Origin of the sequence: Thermomonas alba (genome assembly GCF_022419205.1) — a bacterium.
In the GTDB taxonomy this organism is placed as follows: domain Bacteria; phylum Pseudomonadota; class Gammaproteobacteria; order Xanthomonadales; family Xanthomonadaceae; genus Thermomonas; species Thermomonas alba.
The window spans coordinates 202,887-222,452 of sequence record NZ_JAJOZU010000005.1 but is presented as its reverse complement, the minus strand read 5'-3'; the positions used below and the strand labels follow the sequence as shown (position 1 = coordinate 222,452).

Below are 19,566 nucleotides of genomic sequence, written 5' to 3'. Positions count from 1 at the left end.
GGTAAAACTGAAGCTTTCGCGCTGTTCGATTTGCTGGGTATGGCGGGATGTGCTCCCATAGCGCTTTCCCTGCGGCGGAGACTGACGACATGGCCGAACTGAGAGAAGCGCGCGTGCCCGACATCGGCGGGCATACCGACGTGCCGGTGATCGAGTTGCTGGTGCAGCCCGGCGATACCGTGGCCAAGGACCAGGGGCTGGTCACGCTGGAGTCGGACAAGGCGACGATGGAAGTACCCTCGCCGTTCGCTGGGGTGGTGCGCGAGTTGAAGGTGAAACTGGGCGATACCGTCTCCGAGGGCACGCTGGTGGCGCTGATCGAGATCGCCCAGGCCACGACAGAAGCGCCCGCGCCGGCGGCGCCGGCCGCGCCCGTGCCGGAGCCGCCCAAGCCAGTGCCAACGCCTGCGCTCGCGGTGGAGAGCGGCGCGCCGGTGCCGGCGTTGGCGCCGGTGGCCGAGCCGGGTCAGCCCGGCATCCCGCCGATGCGGTTCGAGGCGGAGGCCATACTGCCCGAGAAGGTGCCGTATGCGAGTCCTGCGGTGCGCCTGTTCGCGCGTGAGTTGGGCGTGGATCTTGGGCGCGTGACCGGCAGCGGACGCGGTGGCCGCATCCTGAAAGAAGACGTGCAGGCGTTCGTGAAGGCGGCGCTGGCCAGTGGCGGCGCGCCTGCGTCCGCGCCGGCGGTGGCAGGTGGTGGCGGGCTGAACCTGATCCCGTGGCCGAAGGTGGATTTCGCCAAGTTCGGCCCGGTCGAAACCCGGCCGCTGTCGCGCATTCAGAAGATTTCCGGCGCCAACCTCGCGCGCAACTGGGCGATGATCCCGCACGTCACCCAGCACGATATGGCCGACATCACCGAGCTGGAGGCGCTGCGGGTGGCGCTCAACGAGGAGAACGCCAAGGCCATCGCCGCGGGCAAGGCCGGCAAGGTCACGTTGCTGGCCTTTCTGATCAAGGCCTGCGTGGCGGCGCTCAAGAAGTTCCCGACCTTCAACGCATCATTGGAAGGGGATGATCTCGTCCTCAAGCGCTACTACCACATCGGGTTCGCGGCTGATACGCCGAACGGGCTGGTGGTGCCGGTGCTGCGCGATGCGGATCAGAAAGGCGTGCTGGAGATCGCGCGCGAGATGGGCGAGCTGGCGGCGCTGGCGCGTGAGGGCAAACTCAAGCCCGAGCAGATGCAGGGCGGCACGTTCACCATCAGTTCGCTGGGCGGGATCGGCGGCACCGCGTTCACGCCGATCATCAACGCGCCGGAAGTGGCCATCCTCGGCGTCTCCAAGTCGGAGACCAAGCCGGTGTGGGACGGCAAGCAGTTCCAGCCGCGCCTCATGCTGCCGCTGTCGCTCAGCTACGACCACCGCGTGATCGACGGCGCCGCGGCGGCGCGCTTCACCAGCTACCTGGGGCAACTGCTGGCCGACCTGCGTCGGGCCATGCTCTGAATCGTGAGGAGAACTCGGATGGCGGAGATCGAAAGCAAGGTGCCCGACATCGGCGGCCATGCCGATGTCCCGGTGATCGAAGTGCTGGTGGCGGTCGGCGATACGGTGAAAAAGGACCAGGGCCTGGTCACGCTGGAGTCCGACAAGGCGACCATGGAGGTGCCGGCGGCCGCCGACGGCGTCATCAAGGCGCTCAAGGTGAAGCTGGGCGATACGGTGTCGGAAGGCAGCGTGATCGCGATCATCGAGACCGCGGCGAGCGGCGATGCGCAGCAGGCGCCGGCGCCGGTGGTGGCCCCAGCGCCAGCGCCTGCCGCCGCCCCGGCTGCGAAGCCGGAGCAGGCGGCGCCCCTGCTGCAGACGGCCGCCACCTCCGGCCGCAAAGCCGACATCGAATGCGCGCTGGTGGTGATCGGCGCCGGCCCCGGCGGCTATACCGCCGCGTTCCGTGCCGCCGATCTCGGGCTCGACACCGTGCTGGTCGAACGCTACCCCACGCTCGGCGGCGTCTGCCTCAACGTCGGCTGCATCCCATCGAAGGCGCTGCTGCACGCTGCCGAGGTGATCGCCCAGGCCGCGCACGCCAGCGACTACGGCGTCGAGTTCGGCAAACCGAAGCTGCATCTCGACAAGCTGCGCGCGTACAAGGACAAGGTGGTCGGTCAGCTCACCCAGGGCCTGGCCGGCATGGCCAGGCAGCGCAAGGTGCGCACCGTGCAGGGTACGGCGCAGTTCGTTTCCGCCAATGAGCTCGAGATTGCCGCCGCGGATGGCAGCGTCCAGCGGCTGCGCTTCGGTCAGTGCATCATCGCCGCGGGCAGCCAGCCAGTGAAGCTGGCGGGCTTCCCGTGGGGCGATCCGCGCATCATGGATTCCACCGATGCGCTGCAGTTGGCTGAGATTCCGAAAAAGCTGCTGGTGGTCGGCGGCGGCATCATCGGGCTGGAAATGGCCACCGTCTATCGTGCGCTGGGCGCGGAGGTGACGGTGGTCGAGTTCATGCCGCAGCTGATCCCCGGCGCGGATGCCGACTTGGTCAAGCCGCTGGCCGACCGCCTGAAAAAACAGGGCGTGGCCATCCACCTCAAGACCAGGGTGGTCGAGGCGAAGGCGCAGAAGAACGGCATCGCCTGCACGTTCGAGGGCGAGTCCATCCCCGAGGTCAAGCTGTTCGATCGCGTGCTGGTGGCGGTTGGGCGCAGCGCCAATGGCGCCAAGCTGGGGGCCGAGAAGGCGGGGGTGCGCGTCGGCGAGCGCGGACTGATCCCGGTGGATGCGCAGATGCGCACCAACGTGCCGCACATCTTCGCCATCGGCGATCTGGTCGGGCAGCCGATGCTGGCGCACAAGGCCACCCACGAGGGCAAGCTCGCGGCCGAAGTTGCCGCCGGCATGAAGAGGGAATGGGTGGCGCGGGTGATCCCGAGCGTGGCCTACACCGATCCGGAAATCGCCTGGGTCGGCGTCACCGAGGCCGAGGCCAAAGCCAAGGGCTTGAAGATCGGCGTGGGCAAGTTTCCGTGGGCGGCCTCGGGCCGCGCGATCGGCCTGGGGCGCACCGAAGGCTTCACCAAGCTGGTGTTCGACGAGGCCACCCATCGCGTGATCGGCGGCGGCATCGTCGGCGCGCACGCGGGCGAGCTGATCGCCGAGATCGCGCTGGCGATCGAGATGGGCTGCGAGGTCGAGGACATCGGCCACACCATCCATCCGCACCCGACCCTGAGCGAATCGGTGGGGATGGCGGCCGAGGTGTACGACGGCACCATCACTGATCTTTACCTGCCCAGGCGCAAATAGTCGCGTAAGCAGGGGTCGTGATCGAATGCCCCGGCCCGGGAAGGCGCCGGGGCATCCGCTGGCCGCCGAAAACGACAGGACGATCGACGAGGAAAGCATCGGCGGCGGCGTCTGCGACCGCCGCGGGCCGGCCAAGTTCCCGCTCCGCGCCGCGGCCGGCGGGCCCGCCTTTGGCGGTTGCCCGGGGCGGGGGCGGGCTGCTAGACTTTTCCAGCTTCGCGGGGCGCTTCGGCGGCCTGCGGACATGCCGAACCCTCCGTTTGGTCCTGCTCGGGAAACATCCGCGTGCTGAACTCCGCCAAGGCAGGTTGGCGGCTGGCGCTGCGGGCGGTGGCTTTCCAAGTCGCCGCCGCGCTGGCGACCGCCGCTGCCGGCATGACCCTCGGGCCGCGCGCTGCCCTGGCGGCGCTGGCCGGAGGTGGAACGCTGGCGCTGGGAAGCCTGGTGGCAGCCTGGGGAGCGTTCGGAGTGGGTGTCTCGAGTGGTGGCGTCGCGCTCGCGCGCCTGCTGCTGGGGACGGCGGTCAAGTGGTTGATCGTGGTCGTCGGGTTGTACCTGGCGATGGCGGTCTGGAAGCTGCCGCCGGTGCCTGTGCTGGCTGGGGCGGCGATGGCCGCGGCGGCGTTTCTGGTGTCGATGAGATTCGTGGCAAAGCGCAGTACGACGAGGACGAACGCGTGATCCTGGAAGCAATGGGGTTGGCTCCCGAAGGTGGCGAAGGCGGCGGCCTGACCGGCTACATTGTCCACCACCTCACTCACAACACCACCACCGTCGCCGGTGATGCCGGGTTTCACCTGGATTCCTGGGCGATCGCGCTGGGCCTGGGTCTGCTGGCCTGCCTGTGGCTGTGGCTGTATGCGCGCAAGGCGACCTCGGGGGTGCCGGGCAAGGGGCAGGCCTTCGTCGAGCTGGTGGTCGAGTTCGTGGACTCCCAGGTCAAGGATACCTTCCACGGCGATCGCCGTTTCATCGCGCCACTGGCCCTGACGATCTTCGTCTGGGTCGCGTTCATGAATGCGATGGATCTGCTGCCGCTGGATCTGCCCTCGGCCGTGATCGCCGCCGTCGCGGGCGAAGAGGCGGCGCATCACACCTTCCTGCGCGTGGTGCCGACCGCGGACGTCAATACCACCTTCGCGCTATCGATCACCGTCTTTCTGCTGATCATCTTTTATTCGATCAAGGCCAAGGGCGGCTGGGGCTTCGTCAAGGAGCTGTTCACCGCGCCGTTCCATGCCCACGGCGTGCTCGGCAAGATCGTGCTGGCGGTGCCGAACCTGTTCTTGAACCTGGTCGAGTACCTGTCCAAGCCGGTCAGTCTAGGGATGCGACTGTTCGGTAACATGTACGCTGGCGAGCTGGTATTCATGCTGATCGCCGGGCTGTTCATGTCGTGGGCGACCTTCCTGCCCGGCGTTCTGTTCCAGTCGGTGTGGGCGATCTTCCACATCCTGATCATCCTGCTGCAGGCCTTCATCTTCATGGTGCTCACCGTCGTCTATCTGGCGATGGCGCACGAGCATCACTGAGGCCGCCTGCGGCACACCGCGTTTCGCTGTTCACCGTTCCACCCCTTCAACACTGTTCAGTACCAAAACCGGAGATTCACCATGGAATTCATCGCCAACGTCCAGGCTTTCACCGCCGTCGCCATCGGCATCATCGTCGCCCTGGGTGCGCTGGGCGCCGCTCTTGGTATCGGCGTCATGGGTAGCAAGTTCCTCGAGGCCGCTGCCCGTCAGCCGGAGCTGGTGCCGATGCTGCAGGGCCGCATGTTCCTGCTCGCCGGCCTGATCGATGCGGCGTTCCTGATCGGCGTGGGTGTGGCGATGATGTTCGCGTTCGCCAACCCGCTGCTGGCCGCCGTCCAGGCGGCGACCGGCGCCTGATCCCGGCTGTTCGTGGTGCGCGCGGCGAGATGCGCGCACCGGCTGCACTGCGCCGCGGCATGCCGTCGCGGCGTTGCCCAGCGGGCGCCACGGTGTGGCGTCCGTTCGACATCCAAGGTACGACATGAACCCGACCTTCATGACATTGCTGGGCCAGATGATCTCGTTCGCGATCCTCATCTGGTTCACCGTCAAGTTCATCTGGCCGCCGTTGATGCAGGCGATCGAAGAGCGCCAGCGCAAGATCGCCGAAGGGCTGGCCGCTGCCGACAATGCGCAGAAGAGCCTCGCGCAGGCCGATGCCAAGGTCGCCGAGGAGCTCAAGGCGGCGCGTGCCAAGGCCAATGAGATCATCGAGCAGGCGCATCAGCGCGCCAATCAGCTGATCGATGCCGCCAAGCGCGAGGCGGTCGCCGAGGCGGCGCGCCAGAAGGCGCTGGCCGAAGCCGAGATCGAGGCCGCCGCCAATCGCGCCAAGGAAGAGCTGCGCAAGCAGGTGGCGGCGCTGGCCGTGGCGGGCGCCGAACGTCTGTTGCAGCGTGAAATCAACGCCAACGATCAGAAGGCGCTGATCGACGAACTGGCCGCGCAGCTCTGAGGGGAGATCGATGAGCCAGGCCGTGACTCTCGCCCGTCCCTACGCCCGCGCCGCCTTCGCGGTGGCACGCGGCGCCGCGTGTCTGCCGGCGTGGTCGGATGCCCTCGCCTTTGCCGCGCGTGTGGCGGCCGATCCGCAGGTATCAAGGTTGCTCGGCAATCCCAGGCTCACCCGCGACGACGCGCTGCGTCTGCTGGCGCCCGAGGGCGCGGACGAGGCATTCATCCGCTTCCTCGGGCTGCTGTTCGACAACCGCCGGCTCACGCTGCTGCCGGAGATCGCCGGGCTGTTCGATGCGCTACGGCGCGACGCGGAAGGCACGATGCGCGCCAGGGTCACCTCGGCGGTGGCGCTGCCGGCCCCCGAGCTGGAGACGATCAAAACCGCGCTGCGGCGTCGCTTCGGACGCGAGGTCGAGCTCGAGACCGCGGTTGATCCTGCCCTGCTGGGCGGCGCGGTGATCGATGCCGGCGATGTCGTCATCGATGGCTCGTTGAAGGGCAAGCTGGCCCGTCTGCAGGCGGCGCTGGCGCAGTAATCCGAATATCCAGAATCTAGCAACAGGCTGGCGGCGACGTCGGCCTCAAGGAAACCAAGATGGCCACCACCACGCTCAACCCGTCTGAAATCAGCGAACTGATCAAGACCCGCATCGAGAAGGTCGCGCTTGCCGCCGAGGCGCGCAACGAAGGCACCGTCACCTCGGTGTCGGACGGCATCGTGCGCATCCATGGCCTGGCCGATGTGATGCAGGGCGAGATGATCGAGTTGCCGGGCAACACCTACGCGCTGGCGCTGAACCTCGAGCGCGACTCGGTGGGCGCGGTGGTGCTGGGCGACTACGAGCATTTGCGCGAGGGCGACATCGCCAAGACCACCGGCCAGATCCTGTCGGTGCCGACCGGCCCCGAGCTACTCGGTCGCGTGGTCAACGCCCTGGGCGAGCCGATCGACGGCAAGGGTCCGATCAATGCCAAGACCAGCTCGCCGGTGGAGACCATCGCTCCAGGCGTGATCTGGCGCAAATCGGTCAGCCAGCCGGTGCAGACCGGCTACAAGGCGGTGGACAGCATGATTCCGATCGGCCGCGGTCAGCGCGAGCTGATCATCGGCGACCGTCAGACCGGCAAGACCGCGCTGGCGGTGGATACGATCATCAATCAGAAGCACTCCGGGATTAAGTGCATCTACGTGGCGATCGGTCAGAAGAACTCGACCATCGCCAACATCGTGCGCAAGCTCGAGCAGCACGGCGCGATGGCGTACACCACGGTGGTGGCCGCTTCGGCGTCCGAGTCGGCCGCGATGCAGTACATCAGCGCCTACTCCGGCTGCGCCATGGGTGAGTATTACCGCGACCGCGGCGAGGACGCGCTGATCATTTACGACGATCTGTCCAAGCAGGCCGTGGCCTATCGCCAGATCTCGCTGCTGCTGCGCCGCCCGCCGGGTCGTGAAGCCTATCCGGGCGACGTGTTCTACCTGCACAGCCGCCTGCTGGAGCGCGCCGCGCGTGTGTCCGAGGAGTACGTGGAGCGCTTCACCAACGGCGCTGTGAAGGGTAAGACCGGCTCGCTGACCGCGCTGCCGATCATCGAAACCCAGGCCGGCGACGTGTCCGCGTTCGTGCCGACCAACGTGATCTCGATCACCGACGGCCAGATCTTCCTGGAGACCGATCTGTTCAATGCAGGCATTCGGCCGGCGGTGAATGCGGGTATCTCGGTGTCGCGCGTCGGTGGCGCCGCGCAGACCAAGATCATGAAGAAACTGTCCGGCGGCATCCGTATCGCGTTGGCGCAGTACCGCGAGCTGGCGGCGTTTGCGCAGTTCGCCTCCGATCTCGACGATGCCACCCGCAAGCAGCTGGAGCGCGGTCAGCGCGTCACCGAGCTGATGAAGCAGAAACAGTACGCGCCGATGACGGTCGCGCAGCAGGCGCTGTCGATCTACGCGGTGGACAACGGCTACCTGGACGATGTTCCGGTGGCCAAGGTGCTGGCGTTCGAGGCTGGCCTGCAGGCGCATTTCGCCAATACCGCTGCCGAGCTGATGCAGAAGATCGACGCAACCGGTGACTGGAACGGCGAAATCGAGGCCGCGTTCAAGAAGGGCATCGAGGAGTTCAAGGCGACCGGCAGCTGGTAAGCCCCGGAAGCATCCGCGCGGGTCGGTTGACCTGCGCAGTCGATCCATACTGACGAGACGAGCATGGCAGGCGGACGCGAAATCAAGACGAAGATCAAAAGCGTGCAGAACACCCGCAAGGTGACCCGCGCGCTGGAGATGGTCTCGGCCTCCAAGATCCGCAAGGCGCAGGACCGGATGAAGGCCTCGCGTCCGTATGCGCGGGCGATGAAGCAGCTGATCGGGCACCTGGCCCAGGCCAACTCCGAGTATCGCCATCCGTACCTGGTGCAGCGCGCCGAGGTGAAGCGGGTCGGCTACATCGTGGTGTCGTCCGATCGCGGCCTGGCCGGTGGCCTGAACAACAACATGTTCCGCAAGCTGCTGGCCGAGTTCCGGGCGCTGCAGCAGCAGGGTATCGAGGTAGACGTGGTCACCATCGGCCAGAAGGCCTCGGTGTTCTTCCGTCGCGTGAAGGTCGGAATGCTGGCTTCGGTCACCCATCTGGGCGATACGCCCAAGGTCGAGCAGCTGATCGGCGTGATCAAGGTCATGCTCGATGCCTACACTGCCGGCAGCGTGGACAAGGTGTTCCTGGCCTATAACGATTTCGTCAATACCATGACCCAGCGCGCCACCTTCGATCAGCTGCTGCCGCTGCCCGCGGCGCAGGTGCCGGTGGCCCGCCACGACTGGGACTACATCTACGAACCGGATGCGGAGAGCGTGCTGGAGCACGTGCTGACCCGCTACGTGGAATCGCTGGTGTATCAGGCGGTGATGGAGAACGTGGCCTCCGAGCACGCCGCGCGCATGGTGGCGATGAAGGCGGCCAGCGACAACGCGACCAAGCTGATCGGCACCCTGAACCTGGTCTACAACAAGGCCCGTCAGGCGGCGATCACGCAAGAGATTTCGGAAATCGTCGGCGGCGCCGCGGCGGTTTGATCCCAGCAAGCATCGAAGCAGCATTCAAGAGTTCCCGAGGAAACAACCATGAGCAACCAGGGCAAGGTCGTACAGATCATCGGCGCGGTCGTCGACGTCGAATTCCCGCGCGAGCACGTGCCGAAGGTGTACGACGCGTTGAAGGTGCAGGGCACCGACATCACGCTGGAAGTGCAGCAGCAGCTGGGTGACGGCGTGGTTCGCACCATCGCGCTGGGCTCGACCGATGGCCTCAAGCGTGGTCTGGTGGCCGAGAACACTGGGCGTGCGATCGCGGTGCCGGTGGGCAGGGGCACCCTCGGCCGCATCATGGACGTGCTGGGCAACCCGATCGACGAGGCGGGCCCGGTCAAGACCGACGCCACCTGGGAAATCCATCGTCCGGCGCCGTCCTATGAGGATCAGGCGGCGACCACCGAACTGCTGGAAACCGGCATCAAGGTGATCGACCTGATGTGTCCGTTCGCGAAGGGCGGCAAGGTCGGCCTGTTCGGCGGCGCCGGCGTCGGCAAGACCGTCAACATGATGGAGCTGATCAACAACATCGCCACCGAGCACAGCGGCCTGTCGGTGTTCGCGGGCGTGGGCGAGCGTACCCGTGAGGGCAACGACTTCTACCACGAGATGCAGGAATCGGGCGTGGTCAACGTGCAGGAGCCCGAGAAGTCCAAGGTCGCGATGGTGTATGGGCAGATGAACGAGCCGCCGGGTAACCGTCTGCGCGTGGCGTTGACCGGCCTGACCATGGCGGAGTACTTCCGCGACGAAGGCCGCGACGTGCTGCTGTTCATCGACAATATCTACCGTTACACCCTGGCCGGTACCGAGGTGTCCGCGCTGCTCGGCCGCATGCCGTCGGCGGTGGGCTACCAGCCGACCCTGGCCGAGGAAATGGGCGTGTTGCAGGAGCGCATCACCTCGACCAAGAAAGGGTCGATCACTTCGATCCAGGCGGTGTACGTGCCGGCGGACGACCTCACCGACCCGTCGCCGGCGACCACCTTCGCCCACCTGGATGCGACCGTGGTGCTGTCGCGTCAGATCGCCGCGCTGGGTATCTATCCGGCGGTCGATCCGCTGGATTCGACCAGCCGCCAGCTGGACCCGAATGTGATCGGCAACGAGCACTACGAGACCGCGCGCAAGGTGCAGGCCACCCTGCAGAAGTACAAGGATCTCAAGGACATCATCGCGATCCTCGGCATGGACGAGCTGTCCGAGGAGGACAAGCTGGTGGTGGCGCGCGCGCGCAAGATCGAGCGTTTCTTCAGCCAGCCGTTCCACGTGGCCGAGGTGTTCACCGGCAGCCCGGGCAAGTACGTGCCGCTGAAGGAGACGATCCGTGGCTTCAAGGGCATCGTCGAGGGCGAGTACGATCACCTGCCGGAGCAGGCGTTCTACATGGTCGGCACCATCGACGAGGCGATCGAGAAGGGCAAGAAGCTGCTGGCCGCTTGATCCACGCCCTTTGAATGCGAGGAGTTCCCGATGGCATCCACCATCCGTTGCGACATCGTCAGCGCCGAGGCCGAGATCTTCCACGGCGAGGCCACCCTGGTGGTCGCCACCGGTGAGATGGGCGAGCTGGGGATCGCGCCCCGGCATGCCCCGCTGATCACCCGGCTCAAGCCAGGCAAGGTCGTCGTCACCCTGCCGGGGGGCGACAAGCTGGACTTCGCCATTTCCGGCGGCATCCTCGAGGTGCAGCCGACGGTGGTGACGGTGCTGGCCGACACCGCGGTGCGCGCCGAGGATATCGATGAGGCAGCGGTGCGTGCAGCCAAGGAAGAGGCCGAGCGTATCCTTGCCCGTCGCGCCGAGCCGATGGAAATCGCCGAGGCGCAAAAGCGCCTGGCTGAGGTCACCGCGCAGCTGCAGGCGCTGGAGCGCCTGCGCAAGAACCTCAAGCACTGACCTGCGACGCGCTGCCCGATGGCAGCCGACAGGCCCCGCCCGTGTGCGGGGCCTTTCGCGTTTTGGGGAATCGGTGCTCCTCCGTTCAGGCCGGATATGGCGGGCGGTGCGATGATCTAGGCATTCCCGCAGCCGGAGACTTGCCATGTCCAGATCGTTCAAGCTGCTGGCCGGCGCACTGCTGGCCGCCACTGCGTTATCACTGACGGCGTGCGCGACCGGCCCCACGGTGCGCACCGACCGCGACCCGACCGCTGACTTCAGTCATTACCGCACCTGGAGCTTCTACAAGCCGATCTCGATGGAGCAGGCCGGGTACACCTCGTGGGTGTCCGACCGCATCCGCGAGGATATCCGCCGCGAGATGGAGGCGCGCGGCTATCGGTTCGTGCCGGAAGGCGGCGATCTGCTGGTGAATTTCCAGACCCACGAGCGTGAGCGCAGCCAGGTCTGGACCGTGCCGCGCGTGGATTTCGGCTGGGCGTACAGCTATCGCTATCACGCTTATGTGTCGGTGCCGATCTGGTATGACGACACCCAGGTCAGCCGCTATCGCGAGGGCGTGCTAACTGTGGATCTGGTCGATGGAAAGCGCAATCGCCTGGTCTGGACCGGTTCGGCCAGCGCGGCGGAAGTCTCCAAGCGGACGCCCGAGCAAAAGATGGCCGACATCGACCGCACGGTGAGCGCCATCTTTGCCAAATATCCGGGACGCGCGGGGGGCTGAGGCCCCCGCGCGCCGCCGCGCCGTGCCGCGGAAGGCGGCGTGGCGTCAGAAGTTCGGTTTGTTGCTGCTGGCGTCGTAGCGCTGAATCGAATCGACGATCAGCTGCCGCGCCTGCGCGGCGCCTTCCCAGCCGGCGATCTTCACCCACTTGCCGGGTTCCAGGTCCTTGTAGTGCTCGAAGAAATGGCCGATGCGCTGCAGCCAGTGCGGGCTGACCTTCTGGATGTCGTCGATGTGGCTGTAGCCGGAAAACACTTTGTCCACCGGTACCGCCAGGATCTTTTCGTCCCCACCGGCCTCATCGGTCATCTTGAGCAGGCCGACCGGGCGGCAGCGGATCACCGAGCCGGGAACCAGCGGTAGCGGTAGGATCACCAGCACGTCCACCGGGTCGCCGTCGTCGCAGAGGGTGTGCGGCACATAGCCGTAGTTGCAGGGATAGCGCATCGGGGTGGACAGGATGCGATCCACGAAGATCGCGCCCGAAGCCTTGTCCACTTCGTACTTGACCGGCTCGGCGTCCTTGGGGATTTCGATGATGACGTTGATTTCCTCCGGCGGGTTCTTGCCGGTGGTGACGAGGTCCAGGCCCATGGGGGATCTCCAAATGTAGGGATGCGCCCGTGCGGGCGCGGGAAGCGGGGAGGAAAACGCGTATTTTACCCCCGATGACCGGATGCCGCGCCGCGCAGCCTGTATCCTTGCCGCGTCCTCCGGCCCGCGGATCGTGCGGGCGCTTTCGTTGCGAGTACAGCCCATGACCCAGCCCCTCCGCATTGCCATGGCGCAGTTCGATTTTCCGGTAGGCGACGTGGCCGGCAATGCGGCGCGGATCGCAGAGATGATCGCGTTTGCGCGTGACGAATACGCGGCTGACATCGTGCTGTTCCCGGAACTGGCGCTGAGCGGCTATCCGCCGGAGGACCTGCTGTACCGTCCGGCCTTCCTGCGCGCCTGCGAGGAGGCGATGGCGCATGTGGCCGCGGCCGCGCGCGGGATCACGGCGGTAGTGGGCTGGCCGCAGCCGGCCGGCAGCGTGGTGTACAACGCGGCTAGCGTGCTGCGCGATGGCGGCATCGCCCACACCTACCGCAAGCGCGAGCTGCCGAACTACGCGGTGTTCGACGAACGGCGCTATTTCGACGTCGATCCCGACCGCGAGGACTGCGTGTTCGAAGTCGCGGGCGTGCCGGTAGGACTGCTGATTTGCGAGGACCTGTGGTTCCCTGAGCCGATCGCCTCCACCGTGGGCAAGGGCGCGCAGCTGGTGCTGGTGCCCAACGCCTCGCCGTTCGAGCACGCCAAGCACGCCGAGCGCGATGCGCTGCTGGGGCAGCGCGCGCGCGAGACCGGCGCCGGCATCGTCTATCTCAATCTGGTGGGCGGCCAGGATGCGCTGGTGTTCGACGGCGCCTCGGTAGTGGCCGATGGTGACGGCAGCGTGCATCCGGCGGCGGTAGCATTCGAGGAGCAATGGCTGGTGGTCGAGTTCGACCCTGCCAGCCGCCGCTTCGCGCCCCTGCAGTGGACGGTGGATGGCGATGAGAGCCGCGAGGCGCTGGCCTGGCGCGCCGTGGTGCGCGGCACCCGCGACTACTGCCACAAGAATGGCTTCGACCGCGTGTGGCTGGGGCTGTCCGGCGGTATCGATTCGGCGCTGGTGCTGGCGATCGCCGTCGACGCGCTGGGGCCGGAGAACGTCACCGCGGTGCGGCTGCCGTCGCGCTATACCACGGGGCTGTCCAACGATCTTGCGCAGACGCAGTGCGATGCGCTGGGCGTGTCGCTGCAGACATTGCCGATCGAGGCTCCATTCCAGGCGTATCTGGATACCTTGGCTCCGGTATTCGCCGGGCGGCCAGTGGACACCACCGAGGAGAATCTGCAGTCACGCATTCGCGGTGCGCTGCTGATGGCGCTGGCCAACAAGTTCGGCGGGCTGCTGCTGACCACCGGCAACAAGAGCGAGTACGCGGTCGGCTACGCCACCATCTATGGCGACATGTGCGGTGGCTATGCGCCGCTCAAGGATCTGTACAAGACCGAAGTGTTCGAGCTGGCGCGCTGGCGCAACACGGTGGGGGATCCGGTGATCCCGCAGGCGGTGATCGACCGCCCGCCCTCGGCCGAGCTGCGCGCGAACCAGCGCGATCAGGATTCGCTTCCGCCCTATGACGTGCTGGATGCGATTTTGTTGCGCCATGTCGATCAGGAGCAGTCGCGCGCGGAGATCGTGGCGGCCGGGTTCGACGCCGCCACCGTCGATCGCGTCCTGCAGCTGGTGCGCATCAGTGAGTGGAAGCGGCATCAGGCGGCGCCGGGGCCGAAGGTCAGCCGGCGCGCGTTCGGGCGCGAGCGCCGCTATCCGGTGACTAACCGCTGGCGGGAGTGAGGACTGCGAAGCGCCGCAGGCGGGCAGTGTGGTCGGCCTGCGCGGCAGCGATCCGCCGCCGAGACAGGTCAGCGCACGTCCGGCGAGAGCGGGTTCAGGCGCTTGATGAGGCTGGGGAACTTCGGCCAGCGCCCGCTCAGCCAGGGGTGCTGCGGGTCGTTCTGCTCCAGCACGCGGCGGGCGTCGGCGGCCAGCGTGGTCTCGCCCATGCGGGTATAGGCCTCGCCCAGCAATGCCACCGCATCGTTCTGATATTCGCTTTGTGGGTAGGTTTCCAGCAGATAGGTGGCGCGTTGGGCGGCCGACACCCAGGCGCCGCGGCGCAGGTAGTACAGGCCGGTGGTCAGCTCGAAGCGGGCGAACTGGTTGCGCAGGAACACCATGCGCTGGCGCGCATCGGCCACATAGCGGCTGTTCGGATAGCGGGCGATCAGCGTATTGAAGTCGTTGTACGCCTGCATCGGCGCTTCGAGATCGCGGTTGCTGGTGTCCAGGTTGAAGGTGCGCGCCATGAACACCGCGTTGCGCGCCATGTTGGTCAGGCCGCGCAGGTAGTACAGGTAGGCAATGTTCTTGTGGGTCGGGTAGGTGCGGATGAAGCGGTCGATGGTGGAGATCGCATCCTCGTGCTTGCCCGCCTTGTACTGGGCGTAGGCCTGCTCCATCAGCGCCTGCTCCGCATAGGGGCCGTACGGATACTGCGCGATCAGGCGGCCGAAGGTCTCGCTGGCCGAGGACCAGTTGCCATGCTCCATCTGGCCATGCGCACGATCGTACAGCTCGGCGACCGGAACGCCCTCGTTGCGGTTCTTCTTGCCCTTGAACAGGCCCTTGCCGCCGGAGCAGCCAGCGATGACGAGAACGAGCACGAGCACGGTGGCGGTGCGCAGCAGGCTGGAACGGGCGGTCATGGGCATCGAACGGGCGCCGGGGGCATGGAGGCTGGATAATAGCAGTCCCGCGCTTTAATCAGGCCCGAACGCGCCGCCCATGAACGACGCCTCTTCCCGTATTGCCCGCATTCCCGACGATGCCGCCGGCCGCCGCCTGGATGCGGTGCTGGCCGAGCTGTTCCCCGAATATTCGCGCTCGCGCCTGTCGGCCTGGATCAAGTCCGGCGACGTGCTGGTGGATGGTGCGCCCGCGCGCCCGCGCGACCCCGTGCGCGGTGGCGAGGCGGTGGCGCTGACCGTGGTCGAGGACGTGCAGACCCATGCCGTGGCCGAGGACATCCCGCTCGCCGTGCTGTACGAGGACGCGCATCTGTTCGTGCTGGACAAGCCGGCCGGGCTGGTGGTGCATCCGGGCGCAGGCAACCCGGCCGGCACCCTGGTGAACGCGCTGCTGCACCGCGATCCTGGGCTCGACAAGCTGCCGCGCGCCGGCATCGTGCACCGCTTGGACAAGGACACCAGCGGCGTGATGGTGGTGGCGCGCACCCTGCCGGCGCATACCGCGCTGGTGGCGCAGCTGTCCGCGCGCGAGGTGCACCGGCAGTACCTGGCGATCGTGGTCGGGGCGCTGGTGTCCGGCGGCACCGTGTCTGCTGCGATCGACCGCCACCCGCGCGACCGCCTGCGCATGGCCGTGCGCGAGGATGGCAAGGACGCCGTCACCCATTACCGCCTGCGCGAACGCTTCCGCGCCCACACCGCGCTGGAGTGCCGGCTGGAAACCGGCCGCACCCACCAGATCCGCGTGCACATGGCGCATCTGAAGCACCCCATCGTGGGCGATCCGCTGTACGGCGGATCGCTGAAGCTGCCCAAGGGCGCTTCCGATGCCTTGATCGCCGCCCTGCGTGGTTTCAAGCGTCAGGCCCTGCATGCGGAAGTGCTGGAGTTTGCGCACCCGATCAGCGGCGAGCCCATTCGCTGTCAGGCCCCGGTGCCTGCCGACATGCAGCAGCTGATGCGTCTGCTGAGGGAAGATGCCGCCGCACATGCGGAGGCGGAGCGGGCGCGGCGATGAGCGCTTTCCTGCGCGCCGACTGGCCGGCGCCGCCCGGCGTGCATGCGCTGACCACGCTGCGCCACGGCCTGGGGGTGTCGGCGCCGCCCTTCGATCATTTCAACCTCGGCACGCGCTGCGGCGATGCGCCGGAGACGGTCGCGGAAAACCGGCGCCAGCTGGCGGCCGCCCTGGCCCTGCCGGCGGCCCCGCGCTGGCTGCGTCAGGTGCATGGCGTGGCCGTGGCGGTCGAGCCTGCGGAGGACGAGCCCGAGGCCGATGCCGCGGTCAGCGCGACCCCGGGCCGGGTGCTGGCCATCCTCACCGCCGACTGCCTGCCGGTGGTGCTGGCGGCCCGCGACGGAGGCGAGATCGCCGCCGCCCACGCCGGCTGGCGTGGCCTGGCCGCCGGTGTGCTGGAAGCGACGGTGGCGGCGATGCGCACCCCGCCAGACCGGCTCCTGGCCTGGCTGGGCCCGGCGGCCGGCCCGCAGGCCTATGAAATCGGCGAGGAAGTGCGCGCGGCGTTCGTCGAGCGTGATCCCGGCGCCGCCGCGGCGTTCGCGGCGACCCGGCCCGGGCATTGGCGGGTGGATCTGTACGCGCTGGCCCGGCGGCGACTGGCCGCGGCCGGGCTGGATTTGCGGGCGATCCACGGCGGCGGGCTGTGCACCATCTCCGATCCGGGGCGCTTTTATTCGCACCGGCGCGACGGTCGCAGCGGGCGTATGGCCACCCTGGCCTGGATCGCGCCTTCAGCCTGAATCCTGCGCCAGCAGCCAGGCCAGTTTCTCCGCCCGCGGGCGGCGCTTGAGGTGGTACTCCGGGCGCAGTGCGCTGGCGCGGTCGGGATAGGGTCGGCTGGCCAGCACGCAGTCGGGCGGATGCGCGCGGGTGTATTTCGTGCCGGTGCCGGCCGCGTGTTCCCGGAACCGGCGCCCCACGTCGGTGGCGATGCCGGCATACAGGCTGTCGTCGCGGCAGCGCAGCAGGTAGAGGTGCCAGACGGGCATGCCGGCAGCATGACCACGTCTCAATATCCGCTGCGATTCCGCGCTGATTTTGACTTGAATCATGCCGCTGAAGCCGCATGTAGTGGACATTGGCCGCACCGCGGCCCTTTGACAGGACACTGACCCATGCGAATGGACAAACTCACTTCGCGCTTTCAGCAGGCTTTGAGCGATGCGCAGTCGCTCGCGGTGGGGCGCGACCACAACTTCATCGAACCCGTACATTTGCTGCTGGCCCTGCTCGATCAGCAGGGCGGCGGCACCCGCCCCTTGCTGGCGCAAGCCGGCGTCAACGTGCCCGTGCTGCGCGAGCGCCTGGGCGAAGCGTTGGATCGGCTTCCCAAAGTGACGGGGCAGGCCGGCAACGTGCAGGCCAGCAATGATCTGATCCGCCTGCTCAACGTCACCGACAAGCTGGCGCAGCAGCGCGGCGATGCCTACATCGCCAGCGAGCTGTTCCTGCTGGCGGCGGTCGATGATGGCGGCGATGCGGGCAAGGCCCTGAAAGCCGCCGGGGCAAACAAGGCGAAACTCGAGGTCGCCATCGAAAAACTGCGGGGAGGCGAGAAAGTGGCCGACGAAAATGCCGAAGATGCGCGTCAGGCGCTGGAGAAATACACCATCGATCTCACCGCGCGCGCCGAGGCGGGCAAGCTGGATCCGGTGATCGGGCGCGACGAGGAGATCCGCCGCACCATCCAGGTGCTGCAGCGGCGCACCAAGAACAATCCGGTGCTGATCGGCGAGCCTGGCGTCGGCAAGACCGCGATCGTGGAAGGGCTGGCCCAGCGCATCGTCAACGGCGAGGTGCCCGAAGGGCTGCGCGGCAAGCGTCTGCTCGCGCTGGACATGGGCGCATTGATCGCCGGCGCCAAGTTCCGTGGCGAGTTCGAGGAGCGCCTGAAGGCGGTTCTCAAGGATCTGGCCAAGAACGAGGGCCAGATCATCCTCTTCATCGACGAGCTGCATACCATGGTCGGGGCCGGCAAGGCCGATGGTGCGATGGATGCCGGCAACATGCTCAAGCCGGCGCTGGCGCGCGGCGAGCTGCACTGCATCGGCGCTACCACGCTCGATGAGTACCGCAAGTACATCGAGAAGGACGCCGCGCTGGAGCGTCGTTTCCAGAAGGTGTTCGTGGGCGAGCCGACGGTGGAGGACACCATCGCCATCCTGCGCGGGCTGAAGGAGCGCTACGCCGTGCATCACGGCGTGGAGATCACGGATCCGGCGATCGTCGCTGCGGCGACCTTGTCCCATCGCTACATCCCCGACCGCCAGCTGCCGGACAAGGCGATCGACCTGATGGACGAGGCCGCCAGCCGCATCCGCATGGAGATCGATTCCAAGCCGGAGGAGCTCGACCGCAAGGAGCGCCGGCTGATCCAGCTCAAGATCCAGCGCGAGGCGCTGAAGAAGGAGAAGGACGCCGAGTCGAAGCAGCGCCTGGCCGACCTGGAGAAGGAGATCGACGCGCTCGAGCGCGAATACGCCGATCTCGAGGAAATCTGGAAGGCCGAGAAGGCGACCCTGCAGGGCGCGACCAAGATCAAGGAACAGATCGAGCAGGCCAAGCTGGAGCTGGAGGCCGCGCAGCGGCGACAGGATTTCGCCAAGATGAGCGAAATCCAGTACGGCCGCATTCCGGAACTGGAGCGTCAGCTCAAGGCGGCGCAGGAAGCCGAGCAGAAGGGCTTCCGCCTGCTGCAGGACAAGGTGACCGCGGAGGAAATCGCGGAGGTGGTGTCGCGCTGGACCGGCATCCCGGTCAGCAAGATGCTGGAAGGCGAGCGCGAGAAGCTGCTGAAGATGGAAGAGCATCTGCACAGCCGCGTGGTCGGCCAGGACGAGGCGATCAAGGTGGTGTCCGATGCGGTGCGGCGCTCGCGTGCCGGGCTGTCCGACCCCAACCGCCCGAGCGGCTCGTTCCTGTTCCTCGGCCCGACCGGCGTGGGCAAGACCGAGCTGTGCAAGGCGCTGGCGGAGTTCCTGTTCGACAGCAGCGACGCGATGGTGCGCATCGACATGAGCGAGTTCATGGAGAAGCACGCGGTCAGCCGGCTGATCGGCGCGCCTCCGGGCTATGTCGGCTATGAGGAAGGCGGCTATCTGACCGAGGCGGTGCGCCGCCGCCCGTACAGCGTGATCCTGCTGGACGAGGTGGAGAAGGCGCACCCGGACGTGTTCAACATCCTGCTGCAGGTGTTGGACGACGGCCGCCTGACCGACGGCCAAGGGCGCACCGTGGATTTTCGCAACACGGTGATCGTGATGACCTCCAATCTCGGCAGCCAGATGATCCAGGAGATGGCCGGCGACGACTCCCCCGAGGCTTACACCAAGATGAAGGCCGCGGTGATGGGCGTGGTACAGGCGCATTTCCGTCCCGAGTTCATCAACCGGCTGGACGACATCGTCGTGTTCCATCCGCTGGAGAAGGCGCAGATCAAGCAGATCGCCCGCATCCAGCTGGCCGGTCTGGAGAAGCGGCTGGCCGAACGCGGCATCCGCATCGAGCTCAGCGATCGGGCGCTGGAGCTGCTGGCCAACGTCGGCTTCGACCCGGTGTACGGCGCGCGCCCGCTCAAGCGCGCGATCCAGCAGCAGATCGAGAACCCGCTGGCGCAGGAAATCCTGTCCGGCCGCTTCACCAGCGGCGACGTGGTGAAGGTCGATGCCGAAGCCGGCAAGCTGGTGTTCGTGAAGTAAGCAAATCCGCCTGCGCCTGGCCATTGGCGGCTGGGCGCAGGCGTC

Annotated in this window: 19 protein-coding genes; 16 read left to right on the top strand and 3 right to left on the bottom strand. The window is 67.1% G+C overall.

The genetic code is table 11. The features are described 5' to 3' along the window. Window positions 1–47: 47 nt before the first annotated feature. The 12 genes from aceF (at window position 48) to ML342_RS09615 (ending at window position 11,457) form a co-directional block, all read left to right on the top strand. Complete coding sequence (gene aceF, locus ML342_RS09670; protein ID WP_275672443.1) at window positions 48–1,451, top strand: dihydrolipoyllysine-residue acetyltransferase; 1,404 nt, start codon at window positions 48–50, stop codon at window positions 1,449–1,451. A gap of 18 nt (window positions 1,452–1,469) precedes the next feature. Next, the gene (gene lpdA, locus ML342_RS09665; protein ID WP_240126837.1) at window positions 1,470–3,251 is read left to right on the top strand and encodes a dihydrolipoyl dehydrogenase; all 1,782 of its coding nucleotides are present in this window, start codon (window positions 1,470–1,472) and stop codon (window positions 3,249–3,251) included. 285 nt (window positions 3,252–3,536) lie between these two features. Further along, window positions 3,537–3,932, top strand: coding sequence for a hypothetical protein (locus ML342_RS09660; RefSeq protein WP_240126836.1), 396 nt, complete (start codon window positions 3,537–3,539; stop codon window positions 3,930–3,932). Between the two features lie 11 nt (window positions 3,933–3,943). Then, window positions 3,944–4,783: a F0F1 ATP synthase subunit A gene (atpB, locus tag ML342_RS09655; RefSeq protein WP_240126905.1), complete on the top strand. Its 840-nt coding sequence runs from the start codon at window positions 3,944–3,946 to the stop codon at window positions 4,781–4,783. Between the two features lie 81 nt (window positions 4,784–4,864). Continuing rightward, window positions 4,865–5,143, top strand: coding sequence for a F0F1 ATP synthase subunit C (gene atpE, locus ML342_RS09650; protein WP_072755678.1), 279 nt, complete (start codon window positions 4,865–4,867; stop codon window positions 5,141–5,143). Window positions 5,144–5,267: 124 nt separating this feature from the next. Continuing rightward, on the top strand, window positions 5,268–5,741 hold the full coding sequence (locus ML342_RS09645; protein ID WP_240126835.1) for a F0F1 ATP synthase subunit B: 474 nt from the start codon (window positions 5,268–5,270) through the stop codon (window positions 5,739–5,741). Between the two features lie 10 nt (window positions 5,742–5,751). Further along, a complete protein-coding gene (locus tag ML342_RS09640) occupies window positions 5,752–6,279 on the top strand; it encodes a F0F1 ATP synthase subunit delta (RefSeq protein WP_240126834.1) in 528 nt (175 codons plus the stop codon). A 59-nt stretch (window positions 6,280–6,338) separates the two neighbouring features. Beyond that, entirely contained in the window at window positions 6,339–7,889 is a 1,551-nt protein-coding gene (gene atpA, locus ML342_RS09635; protein ID WP_240126833.1) for a F0F1 ATP synthase subunit alpha, read from the top strand. 63 nt (window positions 7,890–7,952) lie between these two features. Continuing rightward, a complete protein-coding gene (gene atpG, locus ML342_RS09630; protein ID WP_240126832.1) occupies window positions 7,953–8,816 on the top strand; it encodes a F0F1 ATP synthase subunit gamma in 864 nt (287 codons plus the stop codon). Between the two features lie 48 nt (window positions 8,817–8,864). Further along, a complete protein-coding gene (gene atpD, locus ML342_RS09625; RefSeq protein WP_240126831.1) occupies window positions 8,865–10,274 on the top strand; it encodes a F0F1 ATP synthase subunit beta in 1,410 nt (469 codons plus the stop codon). Window positions 10,275–10,304: 30 nt separating this feature from the next. Further along, window positions 10,305–10,730 (top strand): F0F1 ATP synthase subunit epsilon, encoded by a 426-nt coding sequence (locus ML342_RS09620; RefSeq protein WP_240126830.1) that lies wholly within the window; start codon window positions 10,305–10,307, stop codon window positions 10,728–10,730. 145 nt (window positions 10,731–10,875) lie between these two features. Then, a complete protein-coding gene (locus tag ML342_RS09615; RefSeq protein ID WP_240126829.1) occupies window positions 10,876–11,457 on the top strand; it encodes a DUF4136 domain-containing protein in 582 nt (193 codons plus the stop codon). Window positions 11,458–11,502: 45 nt separating this feature from the next. Here the strand turns inward: ML342_RS09615 and ppa are convergent, their stop codons facing one another. Further along, window positions 11,503–12,051 carry an inorganic diphosphatase gene (gene ppa / locus ML342_RS09610; protein ID WP_240126828.1) on the bottom strand — a complete coding sequence of 183 codons (549 nt, stop codon included), beginning with the start codon at window positions 12,049–12,051 and terminating at the stop codon, window positions 11,503–11,505. A 163-nt stretch (window positions 12,052–12,214) separates the two neighbouring features. Here ppa and ML342_RS09605 point away from each other — a divergent pair, with 163 nt between their 5' ends. Beyond that, window positions 12,215–13,849: an NAD+ synthase gene (locus tag ML342_RS09605; RefSeq protein ID WP_240126827.1), complete on the top strand. Its 1,635-nt coding sequence runs from the start codon at window positions 12,215–12,217 to the stop codon at window positions 13,847–13,849. A gap of 68 nt (window positions 13,850–13,917) precedes the next feature. Here the strand turns inward: ML342_RS09605 and ML342_RS09600 are convergent, their stop codons facing one another. Beyond that, on the bottom strand, window positions 13,918–14,760 hold the full coding sequence (locus tag ML342_RS09600) for an outer membrane protein assembly factor BamD (protein ID WP_240126826.1): 843 nt from the start codon (window positions 14,758–14,760) through the stop codon (window positions 13,918–13,920). Between the two features lie 79 nt (window positions 14,761–14,839). On the opposite strand from ML342_RS09600, the gene rluD reads away from it, so the two are divergent. Together rluD and pgeF are read left to right on the top strand one after the other, a co-directional pair. Next, window positions 14,840–15,820: a 23S rRNA pseudouridine(1911/1915/1917) synthase RluD gene (gene rluD / locus ML342_RS09595; RefSeq protein ID WP_240126825.1), complete on the top strand. Its 981-nt coding sequence runs from the start codon at window positions 14,840–14,842 to the stop codon at window positions 15,818–15,820. After that, the gene (gene pgeF, locus ML342_RS09590; RefSeq protein WP_240126824.1) at window positions 15,817–16,563 is read left to right on the top strand and encodes a peptidoglycan editing factor PgeF; all 747 of its coding nucleotides are present in this window, start codon (window positions 15,817–15,819) and stop codon (window positions 16,561–16,563) included. Before rluD ends, pgeF begins: the two co-directional genes overlap by 4 nt. Here the strand turns inward: pgeF and ML342_RS09585 are convergent. Continuing rightward, window positions 16,555–16,812, bottom strand: a complete 258-nt coding sequence (locus ML342_RS09585) for a GIY-YIG nuclease family protein (RefSeq protein WP_240126823.1) — start codon at window positions 16,810–16,812, stop codon at window positions 16,555–16,557. The genes pgeF and ML342_RS09585 overlap by 9 nt on opposite strands. A 126-nt stretch (window positions 16,813–16,938) precedes the next feature. Between ML342_RS09585 and clpB the strand changes: the two genes are divergently transcribed. Beyond that, window positions 16,939–19,521, top strand: coding sequence for an ATP-dependent chaperone ClpB (gene clpB, locus ML342_RS09580; RefSeq protein ID WP_240126822.1), 2,583 nt, complete (start codon window positions 16,939–16,941; stop codon window positions 19,519–19,521). Window positions 19,522–19,566: the final 45 nt, after the last annotated feature.